The organism is Nitratidesulfovibrio sp. HK-II, assembly GCF_003402415.2.
In the GTDB taxonomy this organism is placed as follows: Bacteria; Desulfobacterota; Desulfovibrionia; order Desulfovibrionales; family Desulfovibrionaceae; genus Cupidesulfovibrio.
The window spans coordinates 2,215,053-2,232,068 of record NZ_AP036014.1 but is presented as its reverse complement, the minus strand read 5'-3'; the positions used below and the strand labels follow the sequence as shown (position 1 = coordinate 2,232,068).

The 17,016-nt window shown below is 69.9% G+C and carries 9 protein-coding genes; 7 read left to right on the top strand and 2 right to left on the bottom strand.

All coding sequences use genetic code 11. From position 1 onward, the window contains the following. Positions 1 to 141: 141 nt before the first annotated feature. Entirely contained in the window at positions 142 to 651 is a 510-nt protein-coding gene (locus tag RVX_RS09040) for a hypothetical protein (RefSeq protein ID WP_116305611.1), read from the top strand. A 107-nt stretch (positions 652 to 758) separates the two neighbouring features. On the opposite strand, the gene RVX_RS09035 is transcribed toward RVX_RS09040, so the two are convergent. Beyond that, a complete protein-coding gene (locus tag RVX_RS09035; protein ID WP_116305610.1) occupies positions 759 to 1,736 on the bottom strand; it encodes a glycosyltransferase in 978 nt (325 codons plus the stop codon). A gap of 239 nt (positions 1,737 to 1,975) precedes the next feature. On the opposite strand from RVX_RS09035, the gene thiC reads away from it, so the two are divergent. After that, positions 1,976 to 3,265 carry a phosphomethylpyrimidine synthase ThiC gene (gene thiC / locus RVX_RS09030; RefSeq protein ID WP_116305609.1) on the top strand — a complete coding sequence of 430 codons (1,290 nt, stop codon included), beginning with the start codon at positions 1,976 to 1,978 and terminating at the stop codon, positions 3,263 to 3,265. A 229-nt stretch (positions 3,266 to 3,494) separates the two neighbouring features. Here thiC and RVX_RS09025 read toward each other — a convergent pair whose 3' ends face one another. Beyond that, complete coding sequence (locus tag RVX_RS09025; RefSeq protein WP_116305608.1) at positions 3,495 to 4,463, bottom strand: D-2-hydroxyacid dehydrogenase; 969 nt, start codon at positions 4,461 to 4,463, stop codon at positions 3,495 to 3,497. 155 nt (positions 4,464 to 4,618) lie between these two features. Between RVX_RS09025 and RVX_RS09020 the strand changes: the two genes are divergently transcribed. The 5 genes from RVX_RS09020 (at position 4,619) to RVX_RS09000 (ending at position 17,009) form a co-directional block, all read left to right on the top strand. Next, entirely contained in the window at positions 4,619 to 6,040 is a 1,422-nt protein-coding gene (locus RVX_RS09020) for an ABC transporter substrate-binding protein (RefSeq protein ID WP_230404502.1), read from the top strand. Further along, positions 6,037 to 9,222, top strand: a complete 3,186-nt coding sequence (locus tag RVX_RS09015) for an EAL domain-containing protein (protein ID WP_116305606.1) — start codon at positions 6,037 to 6,039, stop codon at positions 9,220 to 9,222. Before RVX_RS09020 ends, RVX_RS09015 begins: the two co-directional genes overlap by 4 nt. Positions 9,223 to 9,295: 73 nt before the next feature. Beyond that, complete coding sequence (locus RVX_RS09010) at positions 9,296 to 12,997, top strand: AsmA family protein (protein ID WP_172596554.1); 3,702 nt, start codon at positions 9,296 to 9,298, stop codon at positions 12,995 to 12,997. Between the two features lie 348 nt (positions 12,998 to 13,345). Then, positions 13,346 to 15,385: a two-component system sensor histidine kinase NtrB gene (locus RVX_RS09005; RefSeq protein WP_116305605.1), complete on the top strand. Its 2,040-nt coding sequence runs from the start codon at positions 13,346 to 13,348 to the stop codon at positions 15,383 to 15,385. Between the two features lie 100 nt (positions 15,386 to 15,485). Next, complete coding sequence (locus RVX_RS09000; protein ID WP_116305604.1) at positions 15,486 to 17,009, top strand: sigma-54-dependent transcriptional regulator; 1,524 nt, start codon at positions 15,486 to 15,488, stop codon at positions 17,007 to 17,009. Positions 17,010 to 17,016 lie beyond the last annotated feature (7 nt).

Here is a 17,016-nt window from a genome sequence, read left to right as displayed (position 1 = left end):
GGCTTGAGGGCGGGCAAGGTCGGCCGCCACGTGCCGCTTTGGATTTCTGCTGGCAAGGCCGGGCAGGGGCTTCAATCCCCAGGACGCCGAGGAACGCAGGTCCCGCGGCGTATCCGGATGGTTGTGAACGGCGGAGGGCGCATGGAAATCGTCTTCATCCTTCTGGCTTGCTGCGTGGCGGCGGTGCTGCTGTACGCCAAGCTGCGCGGTGGGGGTGCGCCCCGGCTTGCGGAGGCGGCCCTTGAGCGCGACATCCAGCTGATGGAATTGCGCCTCGCCAACCTGGCCGAAACCTACGGCACCCTGCAGGCCAGCGTGGCCGCCATGCGCGGGCGACTGCACGCGCATGCGGAGCGCGAGGCCGACCGCGTCGTGGAATTGCGCGCAAGCGCCGCGCAGACGGCCACGGAACAGCGCGAGAGCCTGACCGAACGGCTGCTGCGCAAGGGGCTGGTTTCAGAGGACCAGGTGGCCAAGGCGGAAGCCTACCGCCGCAATACCGGCAACCCCCTGCCGCAGGAAGAAGTGTTGGCCTTGCTCGGCTTCATCACCGCCGATGTGCTGCGCGCCGAGCGCGACGAGCACAGGCGGCAGCATCGCACCACCGTCGCGCAGGAGTTCCCGCCCGGGGACGGTGAAGGCGCGGCGTAGCCCGCGCCGAAAGCGCCTGCCAGCAGCAGGAGCGCTGGACGCAGGAATCAGGATTTCGGAAATCACCCACGCCCGGCGCGCCAACTGGCCCGCCGGGCGTTTTGCGTTCAGCGCGAGGCGGCAAGGTAGGCTTCACGCAGCAGGGGCGAGGGCATCTGCTCGGCCAGCAGCAGGTAGATCAGGCGCAGGTGGGTGCGGCGGATGTCTTCCGCCGCCGCGCGGCGTTCGTCCACCACGGCGTCAGGCAGCGCGCGCAGCCGCTCGGTGAAGGTACGCGCCCGGTGGCGTGCGCGGTGGGCGGCGTCCACTCTGGTCAGCCCGGAGGCGGCAATGCGCGCGCATCGCTCCGGGTCGGCCAGCGCGGCGCGGGCCACGGCCAGCAGGCTTTCGATGTCGTCGGGCTCGTACAGCAAAAGATCGCGCCCGTCCTCGAAAAGGTCGGCCAGCCCGTGGCCGATGCGCGGGGTGACCAGGCAGCCGCCGCAGCCCAGGGCCTCGAAAACCCGGAAGTTCAGGTCGCCGTGTTCGCAGTAGTTCAGCAGCAGCCGTCCGCGCGGGTACAATGTCCGGTAGTCGCCCCTGGTCACGTGCAGGCCGGGCAGGCGCTGCCCCAGCCGTTGCAGGAAGGCGTGTCGGGCCGGGGTGCGGGCGGCGTCCACGGTGCCCACGAACAGCAGGTCCCATTCCGGTGCGGGGGGGCGGGGCAGATCCGCGTCCTTGGCGAAGGCGGGGGTCCACCAGATGCGCTCGTCGGGCAACCGCCGCCCGGCCACCAGGGGGATGTGGTCGCGCAGGCTCATCAGGCACACGTCGAAGGCCTGGGCGTACAGCGGGTACCAACTGTGGATGTGCGAATCCACGCAGTAGAACACCGTCAGGCACGGGAACGATTCCATGCCCAGCACGAAGGGAGGGCGGCTCTTGTCCGCCACCACCACCACGTCGGGCTCCCAGCCTGCGGCGCGCACGATGTCCTCCCAGCCGAACACGGCCACCTGCTGGAAGTCCATGGCGTGCACCTGCCAGCCTTCTTCGCGCAGGGCCTGCGAAAAGAACGGGCTGCCGATCCAGAAAAGCTTGCGCATGCGCCTTCCGCGTTCATCAGTCATGGCCGGGGTATACCGCGCCGTGGCTGCGGGCGCAACGCGGGACGGCGGGCCACCGGGCGCATCGGGCGCATGGGGCATGCGCGACGCCTCGGCGGACCGCGCTGGCGCCCGGTCGTGGTCGCCCCTTGCCAGCCGCTTCCCGAACGGGTAGGGGAAGAGCGTCGTGTTGTCGGCGTCACCGGCCCCTTCCCGTTGAGTCAGCAGCGGGGACCATCATGTCCATCCTTACCCGGAACACCGCGCTCGCGGGCGTTCTCGAAACCCACCTCGCGGCCCTGGCCGCGGACGAGGGCCTAGCACCCTCCACCATTCGCGACGGCATCGAGCGCGGCACCATGGTGCTGCTCGGCAACCCGTCGCACCCTTCGTTGCGCCCGCTGCTTGTCGGCCAGCCTTCCCGCGTGAAGGTCAACGCCAACATCGGCACCTCTCCCTTGTGCAACAATCCCGAACGCGAGATCGAAAAACTGGCCGCCGCCTTGGCCGCCGGGGCCGACACCGTGATGGACCTTTCCATCGCGGGCGACCTTCTGGCCATCCGCAAGGGCATGCTGGCCGCCTGCCCGCTGCCGCTGGGCACCGTGCCGTTGTATTCCGTGGCCCAGAAGTACCTGGACAAGGGCAAGGACCCGGCCGGCATGGACCCGGAAGAACTGTTCGCCGAAATAGAGATGCAGGCGGAGCAGGGCGTGGACTTCATGACCGTGCACTGCGGCCTGACCCGGCGTGGCGCGGAATGGGCCACCGAGGGTAGCCGCGTGCTGGGCATCGTCTCGCGGGGGGGCTCCATCCTGGCCCGCTGGATGCGCAAGAACGGCAAGGAGAACCCGTTGCTTGAACGGTACGACCGCATCCTTGAGATTGCCCGCAAGCACAACGTCACCCTGTCGCTGGGTGACGGCCTGCGCCCCGGCGCAGGGTCCGACGCGGGCGACGCCGCCCAGTGGGACGAGGTGATGATGCTGGGTCGCCTGGCCAAGGCGGGCCTGGCCGAGGGCGTGCAGTGCATGATCGAGGGCCCCGGTCACGTGCCCATGCACGAGGTGGAGGCGCAGATCATCGGCATCAAGAAGCTGACCAACAACGCCCCGCTGTACGTGCTGGGCCCGCTGACCATCGACAGTTCGCCGGGCTATGACCATATCGCCGGGGCCATCGGCGGGGCCATCGGCGTGCGCGCCGGGGTGGACTTCCTGTGCTACCTCACCCCCGCCGAACACCTTACCTTGCCCACCATCGACGACGTGAAGGCCGGGGTTATGGCCTCGCGCATCGCCGCGCAGGCGGGCGAGGTGGCCCTTGGCCGCCGCCACGCCCTGGAGCGCGAGGCTGGCATGTCGCAGGCCCGCATGGCTCTGGACTGGGACGAGATGAAGCGCCGCGCCCTGGACCCGGAAATGGTGGACGCCCGCCGGGGCGAGCACCGCAACGAGGAAGAGTGCGCCATGTGCGGCAAGTTCTGCGCGGTGAAGATGCTGCGCGACGATCCGCAGGGCGCGCTGTAGCAGCGCGCGCGGACGCCCGGCCACGGGCGGAAACGGCGGAAATCCGGAAACGGGGGGGATGCATGTCCCTCCCGTTTTCTGCGTCTGCGGGGCGGGTTGGGCTGGCCCGGCGGAATGCCCCTCCGACAACGCGCCGCCCCGCCCGGCGCGCGGGCCGGAGGGGGGGACGGGGAGGTACATGCCGAGGGGGGCCGGGGAACGGGCGGTTGTGCGTGCGCCCGGCCGTGCGCTAGGCCTTGGTCGCGTTGACCACGTTGGCGGGCGACCCGGCCAGAAAGGCGCGGATGTTTTCCGCCGTCACGCGCATCAGGGTCTGGCGCGCGGTCAGGGTGGCCCAGGCCAGGTGCGGGGTGATCAGGCAGTTCTTGGCCGTCAGCAACGGGTTGTCGGGGCGGATGGGTTCCACCGCCACCACGTCCACGCCAAGGCCGCCCAGGTGATTGTCGTTGAGCGCCGAGGCCACGGCGGCTTCGTCCAGCAGGGGGCCGCGCGCGGTGTTGATGAGGATGGCCCCCTTCTTCATGGACGCCAGGCGCACCTTGTTGACCATGCCGCGCGTGGCGTCGGTGAGCGGGCAATGCAGGGTGACCACGTCGGACCGGGCGAACAGTTCGTCAAGGGAGACGTAGGAGAAGGGCTCGTATCCCGGCATGGTGCGGGTGTTGGGCGAATAGGCCAGCACCTTCATGCCGAAGGCGTTGGCGATCCGCCCCACGCGCTTGCCCATGTTGCCGAAGCCCACGATGCCCATGGTCTTGCCGGTCAGCTCAATCTGCGTGGTTTCCCAGAAGCACCAGTCCTTGTTGGCGCTCCAGTTGCCCACCTTCACGCTGGCGTCGTGGCGGGCGATGCGGCGGCACAGCTCCAGCAGAAAGGCGAAGACGTGCTGGGCCACGGCCTCTGTGCCGTAGCCGGGCACGTTGCATACGGGTATGGACCGGGCTGCGGCGGCGCGCACGTCCACCACGTCGTATCCGGTGGCCAGCACGCCGATGTAGGCAAGGTCGGGCAAAGCCGCGATGGTGGCGGCGTCCAGCGGCGTCTTGTTGGTCAGCACCATGTGCGCGCCAGCGGCGCGCTCCAGTATCGCCTCGCGCGGGGTGCGGTCGTGCACGGTCAGTTCGCCGAGCGCGGCCACGGCGTCCCACGGGTTGTCCCCGGGGTTCAGGGTGTAGCCGTCCAGTACGACGATACGCATGGGTGTGCTCCGAAAGAGTTTTTCTGTTGCCACGTGGCGTTGGGTCCAGTAAGTCTGAACGTAACCTTTTGAATTCTACGTGAGAGCCGGGCCGGGGTAAAGCCCGCGGCCGCATTGGGGAGCACCAGACGCATACGGGATCGGGAACCATGGGCATGGCGCATGCCGCGATGAAGCACCAGCCGCACCGCGTGACCGTGGCCTGCACGGTCCTTTTGCTGTCGCTGCTGCTTGCGGGTGCTGCTGCCGCGGCAGACGCGGCATGCATGCCCGGAGCGGGGCAGGACGTGGATGCGCCCGGCCAGGCCGTATCCGTCCAGCCCGGTGCGCAACCCGCTCCACCCGCTCAACCCAGTCTATCCGCGCAGTCCGCGCTGGCCCCCGGCGCGCCCGTGCGTCTCGGCATGTCCGCTTCGTTCACCGGTCCCGGCGCCTCGCTGGGGCGCGCATTCCATCGCGGCGCGGCCAGTTGCCTGGCCCAGGTCAACGCGGAGGGCGGGGTGCACGGCAGGCGGGTGGAAATCGTGGCCCTGGACGATGGCTACGACCCCGAGCGCACGGTCTGGAACGTCATCCGGCTCATCGAGGACGAGCGCGTCTTCGCGCTGTTCGGCCTGGTGGGCACGCCCACGGTGACCCGGGTGCTGCCGCTGATCGGCGCACATCCGGACCGCGCCGTGCCGCTGCTGTTTCCCTTCACCGGGGCGCGTCCCCTGTACCTGCCGCGCCACGCGGGCCTGGTGTTCCGTCTGCGCGCCCCGTACGACAGGGAATTCTCCGCGCTGGTGGAACGGCTGCGCGGGGCGGGGTGCGCGCGCATCGCCGTGTTCTACCAGGCGGACGCCTACGGCCGCGAGGGTTGGGCCGACCTGCGCGACGCGCTGGCCTGCCACTGTCTGGCCCTGACGGCGGAAGCTTCGTATCCGCGCGGCGCGGGCAGCGAGGCGGATTTCAGCGAACAGGCCGGGCTGATTCTGGAGGGCAGGCCGGATGCCGTGGTCTGCGTGGGCACCGACGCGGCCTGCGCCACCTTCATTCGTGACCTGCGCGACCTTTCGGCGTCGCTGCCGCCCGGTCCGGCCATTCCCGTGGCCATGCCCTCGTTCGTGGACAGCCGCCACCTGCTGGGGCTGCTGGCCGATCTGGGCCACGCCGCGCGGCGCGACTACACCAAAGACCTCGTGATGGTGGAGGTGGTGCCGCCCTGGGACGGCAACCTGCCCGCCGCCGTGGATTTTCGTCGCGACATGACGCGGTTGGCCAAGGCGGGCTATGCGCCCCCCGCGCCGCTCGCATCCGCAGAAGGAGCCGCATCGACGGCGGGTATCCCGGACGAGGTGAGCTTCGAGGGGTATCTGGCGGCGCGCCTGGTGGTGCGGGCGCTCGAGCGTATGGGGCAGGACCCGGACCCCGCCGGGCTCCCGGCCGCCCTGGCCGGGCTTGACGGGTGCGACCTCGGCGTGGGCCTGCCGTACCGCCACACGCCCGCCATGCAGGGTCTGGGGCTGGTGCGCTTCACCACGGTGCGCGGCGGCGCGGTGGTGGAGCTTTCCGACTTCGCGGAGTTGCGGCGATGAAGCGTTCCCGCCTGTTCGGCCGCACCCTGCGGGGGCTCATCGTGCTGTTCGGCGTGTACGCCGCCGTCACGTCCGTCTATTCCGGCTGGACGCTGCACACCCTGCTGACCCGCGAATACGAAAGCAAGGCGCTGGCCATCGCCCGTGCCATCGCCGGGGCCGACCTGGAAAGCCTGATCGGGCGGGACGTGACCACGGTGCAGTCGCGTATCGACCAGTTCCTGGGCATAGACGGAGTTTCCTACGTGCTGGTGGCCGACGGTCGGGGCGAAACCCTGGCCCACACCTTCGTGCCGGTGGTGCCCGAGCCGGTGCGCCAGCTTGCCGCCTCGCTGGCTGGCGCGCGCATGCACGAGGTCACCGTGCTGCGTGACAGGCTGCGCATCGACGATCCGGCGGGCAAGGCCGGGCGAGAGGTGATGCACGTGACCATGCCGGTCTTTTCCGGCGTTGGCGGCTTCGTGCACATCGGCATGGACCGGGGGCGCATCAGCGAATACATCGACGGGGCCATCCTGCGCCAGCAGGGGCTGGGCCTCGCCTTCTTCGCCGCGTGCGCCGTGGGCGCGTGGGTGCTGCTGCATTCCATCTCGCGGCCGCTCATGCATCTGACCGAGCAGGCCCGCCGGGTGGCCGCGCACGACTTTTCCGCGCCGCCCGAACTGCCTGCCGCCAAGGCCGACGACGAGATAGGCGATCTTTCCCGCGCCATGGACACCATGTCGCGCGATCTCGCCGGTCTGGTGGAAGGGTTGGAGGATTCGGTGCGCCAGGCCACGGCGGAGTTGGGCGGCGCGCTGGAACAGCTTTCCACCATCGTGGCGGGCATGGCCGACGGCCTGCTGGTCACCGATCCGCAGGGGCTTGTGCTGCGCAGCAACGCGGCCCTGTGCGCGATGTTCGGGCTGGATGCGGACCCCGACGGCAAGCCCGTGGGCGAGGTGTTCGGCTTCGTGGCACCCGATGCCCCCCCGCCGGGCGTGGCCATTCACGAATTCGCCTTCGAGACCGAGGACGGCGAGGACATCGCCCCCGAGCCGGAAGTGCACGACAACGCGGCCCTGCTGGCCTTTCTGGCGGGGGCCGACGTGCCGGGCGACCCCATGCCCGGCGTGTCCTGCACCCTGCCGGGGCCGGTGGCCGCGCCTCCCTGCGGCACGGGCGACGGGGGGGCTGGCGTGGGGGCAGCCCTGCGTTCGGGCGAGGTGGCGGCGGTGCGGCGCGACGGCACGCCCTGCTGGGTGGAGCTTTCGCTGGTGCGGCGGCAGGTGATGGGGACCACCTACGGCATCTGCCTGGTGCGCGACGTGACCGAACGCCGCCGTGCCCAGGACGCCCTGCACCGCGCCCACGGGCTGCTGGAGCGCAAGGTGCGCGAGCGCACCCGTGAACTGAGCCGCGCCAACGCCCAACTGATGCTGGAAAACGCCGAACGCCGCACGGTGGAACAGGCGCTGCGCCGGGCCGAGGCGCGCTTTCGCGGCATTTTCGAACATGCGCTGGAAGGCATCTTCCAGAGCACGCCCGAGGGGCGCTTTCTCAGCGTCAATCCGGCCATGGCTCGCATCCTTGGGTACGACGACGAGCAGGAACTGCTGGGTGTCGTGGAGTCCATAGGCACCGCCGTGTATGTGGACCCCGCCCGGCGCGCCGAATTCGTGGAGCGCATGGAAGAGCTCGGCCAGGTGACCGGCTTCGAGTTCCGCGCCCGGCGCAAGGGCGGCGAGTACGTCTGGCTTTCGGTCAACGCCCGGCGGGTGCCGGGGGCCGACGGGGCCACCATGTACTACGAGGGCTTTCTGGAAGACGTGACCCTGGGCCACGAAAGCCGCGAACGGCTGGAGCACCAGGCCTTCCACGACCCGCTCACCGCCCTGCCCAACAGGCTGCTGTTCCACGACCGCCTGCAAATGGCCCTGAAGCGCGCCGCGCGCCGCCGCAACTACACCTTCGCCATGCTGTACCTGGACCTTGACAGGTTCAAGGTCATCAACGACAGCCTCGGCCACGACGTGGGCGACGCCCTGCTGAAGGTGGTGGCCGAAAAGCTGCGCGAGTGCGTGCGCGACGTGGACACCGTGGCCCGTTTCGGCGGCGACGAATTCGGCGTGCTGCTGGAGGAAACCCCCAGCCGGGGCACGGCGGTGCGCGTGGCCCGGCGCATCCGGGCGCGTCTGGCCGAGCCGGTGCGCATCGGCCCGCACGAGGTGTTCACCACCGCCAGCATCGGCATCGTGCTGCGCACCGACCAGTATTCCACGCCCGAGGAGCTGGTGCGCGACGCGGACACCGCCATGTACCGCGCCAAGGAGCAGGGGCAGTCGCGCTTCAAGGTGTTCAACAAGCGCATGCGCGAAGAGGCGCTGCGCCTGCTGACCATAGAGACCGACCTGCGCCGCGCCGTGGAACGGCAGGAAATGCGCCTGCACTATCAGCCCGTGGTGTCGCTGGAGGACGGCGGCCTGCACGGAGTGGAGGCGCTGTTGCGCTGGACGCGGACCGAAGGGGGCGACATCTCGCCTGCCGAGTTCGTGCCCGTGGCCGAGGACACCGGGCTCATCACCTCCATCGGGGCCTTCGCGCTGGAAGAAGTGTGCGCGCAACTGCGCCGTTGGTCCGACGCGGGCCTGCCCCCGCCGGGCGTGGTGCACGTGAACATCTCCGGCCGCCAGTTCATGCAGCCGGGGCTGCCCCACGCCGTGGAAACCCTGCTGGACCGCACCGGCACCGACCCGCGCACGCTGCGCTTCGAGGTGACCGAAAGCGTGCTGATGCGCCATGGCAGCCAGGCCATCACGGTCATGGGTCAGTTGCGCGAACTGGGCATCCGGCTGTGTCTGGACGACTTCGGCACGGGGTACTCCTCGCTGGGCTACCTGAAGCGGCTGCCGGTGGACTCCATCAAGATCGACCGCAGCTTCGTGGCCGGGCTGGAGCACGACCGAGACGGTCAGGCCATCGTGCGGTCCATCCTCTCTCTGGGGCTGCACCTGGGGCTGGAGATCGTGGCCGAGGGGGTTGAAACGCACACCCAGGCCGATATCCTGGCCTCGCTGGGCTGCCGGTACGCGCAGGGGTTCCTGTATGCGCCGCCCCTGGCCGCGGGGGATCTGGTCGGCATGCTGGGCGCGGCCCCGTTTCCCCCCGCCGGGGGTGGCGTTTTCGCGGGCGGTTCGCTATAGCATGTGACGCTGCGTAAGCCGCGCCGCCGCGCCATCCGCGCCGCCCGCGCCACACCGTCGAACCGGAACATTCATGCGTTTGCGCCTCCTGCTGATCATCTTGTGCATCATGCTGCTCGCCGTCGGCGGCGGCTACGTGGCGTTGCGTCGGCTGGTGGATTCTGACGTGGCGGCGCGCCAACTGGGCGAGACGCTCACCGCGCTGACCGGCCATGAAAGCCGGGTGGAGGGCGGGGTGCGGGTGGTGTTCGACCCCGACCCCACGGTGGTGGCCCGCAACGTGGTCATGGCCCAGACCGGCCCCTTCGCCGGGCAGGAACCGTTGCTGCGCGTGAACGAGGTCCGGCTCGACCTGGGGCTGGCGGCCCTGTTTTCCGGTCGCGTGGAGGTGCGCGGCGTGGAGGTGGACCGGCCGCGCCTGCTGCTGCTGACCGACGGCGATGGCCGCAACGGATGGGACGACCTGCTCGGCCGTGCGGCTGGCACGAGAGCCGGTGGCGAGGCGGGGGCCGAGGCCGGTGCTGGCACGCAGGCCGCGCCTTCCGCCATCGACGCCCCTGCGGCTTCCGTGTCCGCGGCCGGTGCCGCCTCTGTAACCTCCCCAGTTGCCGGGGGCGCTCCAGCGTTCCACTCTTCCCCTCAATCCGTCCCCCAATCCTTCCCTCATCCCTCTGAAGACGCGCCGCGCCCCGGTTCCCCGGCCGCCACGCCATGGTTTTCGCCGCAGGTGGTGCTGACCGGCACGGCCGTCCTGCGCATCGACGACGCCGACCTGGAATGGCGCAACACCGCCACCGGCGCGCAGGTGCGCGGGCAAGGGGTGGACGTGTCCCTGGTCGCCCGTGGCGGCCGCCTGTCCGAGGGCACGGTGCGCCATGGCAGCCTGGAATGGGTCACAGCGCCAGGAACGCGCCCCGGCGTGCTGCGCGACGTGGATATTTCTTTTTCCACTCCGGGAGGCGGCTGGAGGAAGCTGCGCGACCTGCTGGGCGGCGCGTTTGGCTCGCGTGACGTGCTGCCGCACCGCGAGGGGGCGGGAAGCGGGCCGGGCAACGCCACGGGTTTCGGCAATGCACCGGGCCTTGGCAACGCGCCGGGGCAGGCCGCCGGAAGCAGCGGCAGCATGGTCCATGCGGACAAGGCTGGCGCGGGCGTGCTGCGCATGTCCTGCTCCTACGACGCCGCGCCCGGCGTCACCGGCACGCTGGCGTTGGAGGCGGCCCTTTCCCACGGTACGGCCGGGCTGTTGCCGGTTGCCGCCCATGGCGCCATCCGGGCGCGCGGCCATGTGCCGCTGGGCGGGCAGCCCGTGCCCTTCGAGCTTTCCGTGCCGTTCGACGCGGAGCGGGGCGCGGACTCGCGCGTTACCGGCGCGCGCCTGCAACTGGAGCAGGACGCCGTGGAGGTGACGGCCAGCCTTGCCGGGCTTGGCACGGATGAGGTGGCGGCGCGGGGAACGGCCGAGGTGCGGCGGCTCAGCCTGCCGCGCTGGTTCGGCTTCGCGCGCAACCTGCCCGTGGGGTTGCAGCACGCGCTGGACGCCATTTCCGGGCATCTGGAATTCACGCTGACCCGGCGCGGCCTTGACGTGCCCGTGCTCACGGCCGAAGTGCTGGGCATGCCCCTGCGCGGTACGGGCGGTGTGGCCGATTTCGGCGCGCCGGTCATCGCCATCGACGTGGCCGGGCCGGACATCGACGTGAACAGGGTGATGCCCGAGCTGGCCGGGGCCGACCCGCGCCCCCTGACGCATTCCGGCCCCCCCGCGGTGGCCGCCCCCGACGGGAAGGCGGGTACGGCGCAACCCGCCAGCGGCGGTTCGGACGATATTCCCGACGTGGGCTACGACATCCGCGTGCGGGCGGAAAAGGCGCGCGGCTGGAAGTTCGACACGGGCGGGCTGGCCTTCCGCTGTTCCCCCTCGCGCGAAGGCACGCTGCTGGAATTCACGGCCGCCTCGTTCTACGGGGGCACGGTGAAGGCCCTGCTGGACATCGTGGACGACTACCGCCTGCAACTCACCGCCGCCGACGTGGCCTTGGCGCGTCCGGCGGTCATCGTCAGCGGGCGCGAATCCGCTGCGGGCAAGTTGGGGCTGAAGGCGTCGGTGCGCGGGCAGGGCCACAGCCTTGGGGCCGTGGTGGCCTCCATGCGCGGCACGCTGGCCGCGCGCCTGGATGACGGCTTTCTGCTGGTGTGGCGCAACGGCGCGCTGGAACGGCAGCCCTTCACCCGGTTCGATGTGCGCGGCGAGGCGGCGGGGCAGGGCCTGCCCAACGGAAAGGCCCCCGCCCGGCTGGCCTGGACCGGGGCCTGGCGCACGGCCATGCGCACGCCATCCGGCACGGAATGGGAGGCAACGGCCAACGGTCCCTTGCTGTTCGACACGGGCACCGGGCTGCCCGTGGCCGCCGACCGGCTGCCCGCCACGCTGCGCCTGTCGCTGCCGCCAGGGCTGACCGACCTGGACCGCGTGGTGGATGTGCGTCTTTCCGGCCCGGTGCGCTTCGACTTCGACGCGGGCACCCTGAACGGCGAGCGCCTGGAAGTGGAGACCCTGGCCGCGCGGGCCACCATGTCCCTTGCGGCCACGGGCATGAGCAAGGCCGCCATGTGGTCGGGCGTGCTGAACGCCCGGTTCGCCGACCCCCGCGCCACCCTGCGCGCCGTCGGCCTGCCCGAATGGAAAATGGCCGATGACGCGCTGCGCGCGGCCGACCTGGCCGCCACTTTCCGTCAAGCGGGCAACACCCTGGACCTCACCGACATCCAACTTATGCTGGATGGTCAGCCCGTGTCCGGCAACGTTTCGCGCATTTCGGGGCAGCGGCCGTTGTGGCGGTTCAGCGTGCACGCCGACGCCTTCGACGCGGACCGCTACCTGGCCCCCAGGCAGCCGGACCCTGCGCCCGGCGAGCCGGAGCCGCGGCCATCCAACGATCCGCTGCATTACGCCTGGCTGCGGGCCTTCGACGCGGACGGGCGCGTCTCTGTTGGGCGCGCCACGCTCAAGCAGTTGCGGTTCGACGGGTTCACCGCCCCCATCCTGCTGCGCGAAGGGCACCTGGAAGTGGGGCCCATCGCCTCCGGCTTCTATGGCGGCACGCTGGGGGGCAGCATCCGCGCCACGGCGGGCGATGCCCTGGCCACGCGCCTGGTGCTCGACGCGCGCGACTTCGACCTGGAACCGGTGGGGCAGCGCTTCGCGGGCAAGGACTATGTTGGGGGCAAGGCCATGCTGGTGCTGGACGTGCAAGGCCCCCTGCGCACCGAGGGCGACATGCCCGCCGCCCTTTCCGGGACCTGGGCCTTCGAGGTGCGCGACGGCTTCTACAGCACGCGGGGCAAATCGAGCACGCCGGAACAGTCCAAGACCCCGTTTTCCGAGGCGCGGGCCAGCGGCTACATGCGCACCGGCGTGCTGCACAACGAGGACTTCACGTTGCGCAGCCTGCTGCTGACCATGGTGGGCCGGGGCTGGGTGGACCTGGCGAAAAAGCGCATCGACTACACCACCGACGTCTCGCTGGTGCGCGTGCCCACCTTCCCCATCCGCTTCCACGGCGACCTGCGCAAGCCGGAAACCAGCGTGCGCCAGACGGGCATCGTCACCGGCACCCTGGGGAACCTGGGCAGCACCGTGTTCGATCTGCTGGGCGGGGTCATCGGCATGCCGTTGCGCGTGCTGGAAGGCTTGCAGGACGCGGCGGGCGGCAACGGCAATGCCACCTCCCCCAACGGCCAGCGGCAGGGAGCGCAGTCCGGCGCACAATAGCCACGTGCTGTCCCCCGCGCACGGTGCGTCGCGCCGGGCAGCGACACGGCCGGTAATTCCGATGCGCGCCGCGTGGCGCTCCCGCCGCACCCTTCGTTCTTCGAGCTTCTTTTCCTCGCCTCCTTTCTTTCTTCCGTCCTTGGATTGCACACGTGCAATCGGGTGTTGCGCGTTTTTTCCGCGTGTGCAATTTTATGCACAGTGAAGCGACGCCGACACACCATTTGTGCAATGTGTTTTGCGTAACCAGCCGGAATCGCGTTGTGCACGTCTTGGCACGGCGTTTTCATGCGCAAGCCCACGCCCGGCCGCTTGTGCAGCCTGGTTCGCGCATCCCAAGGAAAGTTCATGGATATCGCCGACAAGAACACCGAGCGCAGCACCCTGATCATCGCGGTGATGGCGCTGGTGACCATCGGGCTCTCGCTCATCGTCTCCACCGGGCAGACCCTGAACCGGCAGGAAGAGGCAGGCACGCAGCACCTCATCCTCACGGCGCGTTCAGTGCTGCAGGCGGTGGAAACCTCGCTGCGGCGCGGGCTGTTCATGCGGCCCAACGGACCTGGCCTGTTCAGCCCCGGCACGGCGGAACTGTTCCGCGAACTGGAGCAGAGCGGCGACGTGCTGTTCGTGGGCATCATCGACCGGCAGGGGGGGCGGGTGCTCACCTCGCGCCCCACGCAAGAGGCGGGAGGCACGCTGGTCTTCCCGCCAGAGGCGTTGCAGGACCTTTCCCAGAAGGGCGAATGGCACGGCCGCGCCACCTTCGGCAAGTTGAGCGCCTACGTCTACGGCAAGCGCATCCTGCCGCGCAGCCACACCCTTATGCACGCCCCGGAAACGGACGGAGCGGGGCAGCCCCGCCCCGGCGGGCCGGAAGAAGGCGACACCGCCCAGCCGCACGCGGCCGGTCCCTTCGCCCAGGGTGACTTCGCGCAGGATGACTTCGCGCAGGACGACCCCAACGCGCTGCCCACCTTTCTGGTGGTGGGGCTGGACATGGCCAAGCACCTCGCCGTGTATCGTGGCTTTCGCCAGAACGCCCTGTTTCAGGCCGCGTACATCCTTGCGGCGGCGGTGTTCATCTGGGTGCTGACCATGAGCTTCCTGAAGCGGCGCGAGCAGGCGGGCCGCGCCGCCGTGCTGGAACGGTTCCAGGCCCGGCTGGTGGACAACCTGCCCGACGGCCTGCTGACCATCACCCAGGACAATGTGGTGCGCGCGGCCAACCCGGCCGCGCACGACATCCTGAAGGCCCGCGACGGCGGCCTTGCGGGCACGGACGTGGCCGAACTGCCGCCGGAAATCGCCGGGTGCATCGCCGGGCCGGACAGCGGGGCCACCCCCGGCTGGGCCAACCGCACCGTGGACGGCGCGCACCTGGAAATCCTTACCCTGCCCATTCGCGAAAGCGACGAGGAGCACGACCGGCTGGTCATCATCCGCGACCGCACCCAGATCCGCGAACTGGAAAAGAGCCTGAGCGAGGCGGAAAAGCTGGCCGCCGTGGGCACGCTGGCCGCTGGCGTTGCCCACGAGATACGCAACCCGCTGTCGGCGCTGCGCGGCTTTGCCCAGTATTTCGCCAAGAAGCTGGCGGGCAAGCAGCCGGACGAAAACTACGCCCAGACCATGGTGCGCGAGGCCGACCGGCTGAACCGGGTCATTACCGATCTGTTGTACCTGGCCCGGCCGCGCGCCATCGAACCGCGCCAGGTAAGCCTGGGGCAGCTGGCGGCGGAACTGGAAAGCCTGGTGCGCTTCGACGCGGGCAAGCTGGGGGTGCGCATGCGCACCAGCCTGGGGCCGGACCTGGTCATGGCCGACGAGGACGCCCTGAAGCAGGCCCTGCTGAACCTGGTGCTGAACAGCCTGGATGCCCTGGCGCAGTGCCCGGCCACAGCCGGGCATGGCGAACGGGAAATCCACATTTCCTCCATGGCCTCGGACGGCGGGGTGTGGGTGTTCGTGCGCGACACCGGCCCCGGCATGAGCCGCGAACAGCGCGAACAGGCCTTCGAGCCGTTCTACACCACCAAGAAGAAGGGCACCGGCCTTGGACTCGCCCTGGTGCACAAGACCATGCGCGATCATGGCGGTCGGGCCCAGATAGATTCCGAGGTGGGGCGCGGCGCCACGGTGGCGTTGTTTTTTCCGGGCTCTCGCCCCGAATCGGGTGGAGCGGCGGATGCGGAAGCGGATGAGGCCGACGTCGGCCCCTTTCGCGACGCGGACAGCCCGGCGGGCAGTTGCCCAGGCGCGGCTCGGAGCGCCTTCGGCGAGGATGCAGCAGGCGGAAACGCCCCGCACCGAAATGGTACGGACCAGGCCACGGCGCAGCAATCCGCCGGGGATACGGTCATCGACATAACCGAGGACAAACGATGACGCGATTTCTGGTCATCGACGACGAACCCGGCCATCGCCTGATGGTCCGCGCCGTCATGCCGGGCGCGGACAGGCGCACCGTCAGCACCAAGGAAACACGATGAAGCGACTTCTGGTCATCGACGACGAACCCGGCCATCGCCTGATGGTCCGCGCCGTCATGGAGGACAGCGGCTGGACCGTGGAAGAGGCGGGCTCCGGAGAGGAGGGCCTGGAATTCCTGGCCCAGGACCGCGTGAACGTGGTCCTGCTGGACATGCGCATGCCCGGCATGGACGGGCAGGAAACGCTGGCCCGGATCCAGGAACTGCACCCCGGCCTGCCCGTGGTCATGCTGACCGCGTTCGGCACCGTGGGGTCCGCCGTGGTGGCCATGAAGAAGGGAGCCTACGACTACCTGACCAAGCCCGCCGACAACGAAGAGCTGACGGCGGTTCTGGAAAAGGCCTGGGATTTCGGCAGGCTGATGGAGGAGAACGAAAACCTGCGCCGCCGCCTGAGCGATGACGACCCCACCGCGCCCATCGTGGGGGCCAGCCAGGCCATGTGCCGGGTGCGCGACTTCATCCGTCAGGCAGGCCCCAGCGAGGCCACCATCCTGATCATGGGCGAATCGGGCACCGGCAAGGAGCTTATCGCCCAGGCCCTGCACGATGCCAGCAACCGCGCCGCGCAACCCATGGTCAAGGTGAACTGCGCGGCCCTGCCCGGCCACCTGCTGGAAAGCGAACTGTTCGGGTACATGAAGGGCGCGTTCACCGGGGCGGTGCGCGACAAGCCGGGGCGCTTCCAACTGGCGCGCGGGGGCACGCTGTTCCTCGACGAGATCGGAGAACTGCCGCTGGAATTGCAGGCCAAGCTGTTGCGCGCACTGCAGGAGCGCGTGGTGGAGCCGTTGGGCGCGGTGCGCCCTGTGGCGGTGGACGTGCGCATCATCGCGGCCACCAACCGCGACCTCAGGCGCGCGGTGGAGGCGGGTGAATTTCGCGAAGACCTCTTTTTCCGGCTCAACGTGCTGGAGGTGGTCTCCCCCCCTCTGCGCGACCGGCTGGAGGACCTGCCCATGCTGGCCGGTCGGCTGCTGGAGCGGCTGTGCCGCAAGAACAAGAAGGGCATTCGCAGCGTGAGCCCGGAGTTTCTCGACGCGCTGATGCGCTACGCCTGGCCCGGCAACGTGCGCGAACTGGAGAACGTTCTGGAACGGTCGCTTATCCTCAGCCGTTCGGATACACTGGGGCCGGATTCGTTGCCCTCGCAGGTGCTGACGGACAGGCAGGACGGCATGGACCGCACGCCGGAACGAGGCCCGGAAAGAGGCCCGGAACGTGGCATGGAACGTGGCATGGACCGGCAGGGCCGGGGGTGGGGGGGCGACGCCCAGTCCTCCCTGCCGCGCGGCGACATCGGGTGGCAGGGCGAGGGTGACGCATTGGGCGGTGGCTATGGCGGCGGCGTACCGGGGGCCTACCCCGGCTCGCTGGACGACGCGGAGCGCGACGCCCTGCTGCGTGCGCTGGACGTGCACGGCGGGCACCGGGAACGCACGGCCGACGCGTTGGGCATCAGCCGTCGTACCTTGCAATACAAGTTGAAGAAGTTCGGTTTGATACGGCGGGGCATGTAGCCCGCCA

Coding starts and splice junctions, on each gene's coding strand:
- RVX_RS09020 (WP_230404502.1), top strand. CDS start 4,619: ATGGCGCATGCCGCGATGAAGCACCAGCCGCACCGCGTGACCGTGGCC.
- RVX_RS09025 (WP_116305608.1), bottom strand. CDS start 4,463: ATGCGTATCGTCGTACTGGACGGCTACACCCTGAACCCCGGGGACAAC.
- RVX_RS09015 (WP_116305606.1), top strand. CDS start 6,037: ATGAAGCGTTCCCGCCTGTTCGGCCGCACCCTGCGGGGGCTCATCGTG.
- RVX_RS09000 (WP_116305604.1), top strand. CDS start 15,486: ATGAAGCGACTTCTGGTCATCGACGACGAACCCGGCCATCGCCTGATG.
- RVX_RS09035 (WP_116305610.1), bottom strand. CDS start 1,736: ATGCGCAAGCTTTTCTGGATCGGCAGCCCGTTCTTTTCGCAGGCCCTG.
- thiC (WP_116305609.1), top strand. CDS start 1,976: ATGTCCATCCTTACCCGGAACACCGCGCTCGCGGGCGTTCTCGAAACC.
- RVX_RS09040 (WP_116305611.1), top strand. CDS start 142: ATGGAAATCGTCTTCATCCTTCTGGCTTGCTGCGTGGCGGCGGTGCTG.
- RVX_RS09005 (WP_116305605.1), top strand. CDS start 13,346: ATGGATATCGCCGACAAGAACACCGAGCGCAGCACCCTGATCATCGCG.
- RVX_RS09010 (WP_172596554.1), top strand. CDS start 9,296: ATGCGTTTGCGCCTCCTGCTGATCATCTTGTGCATCATGCTGCTCGCC.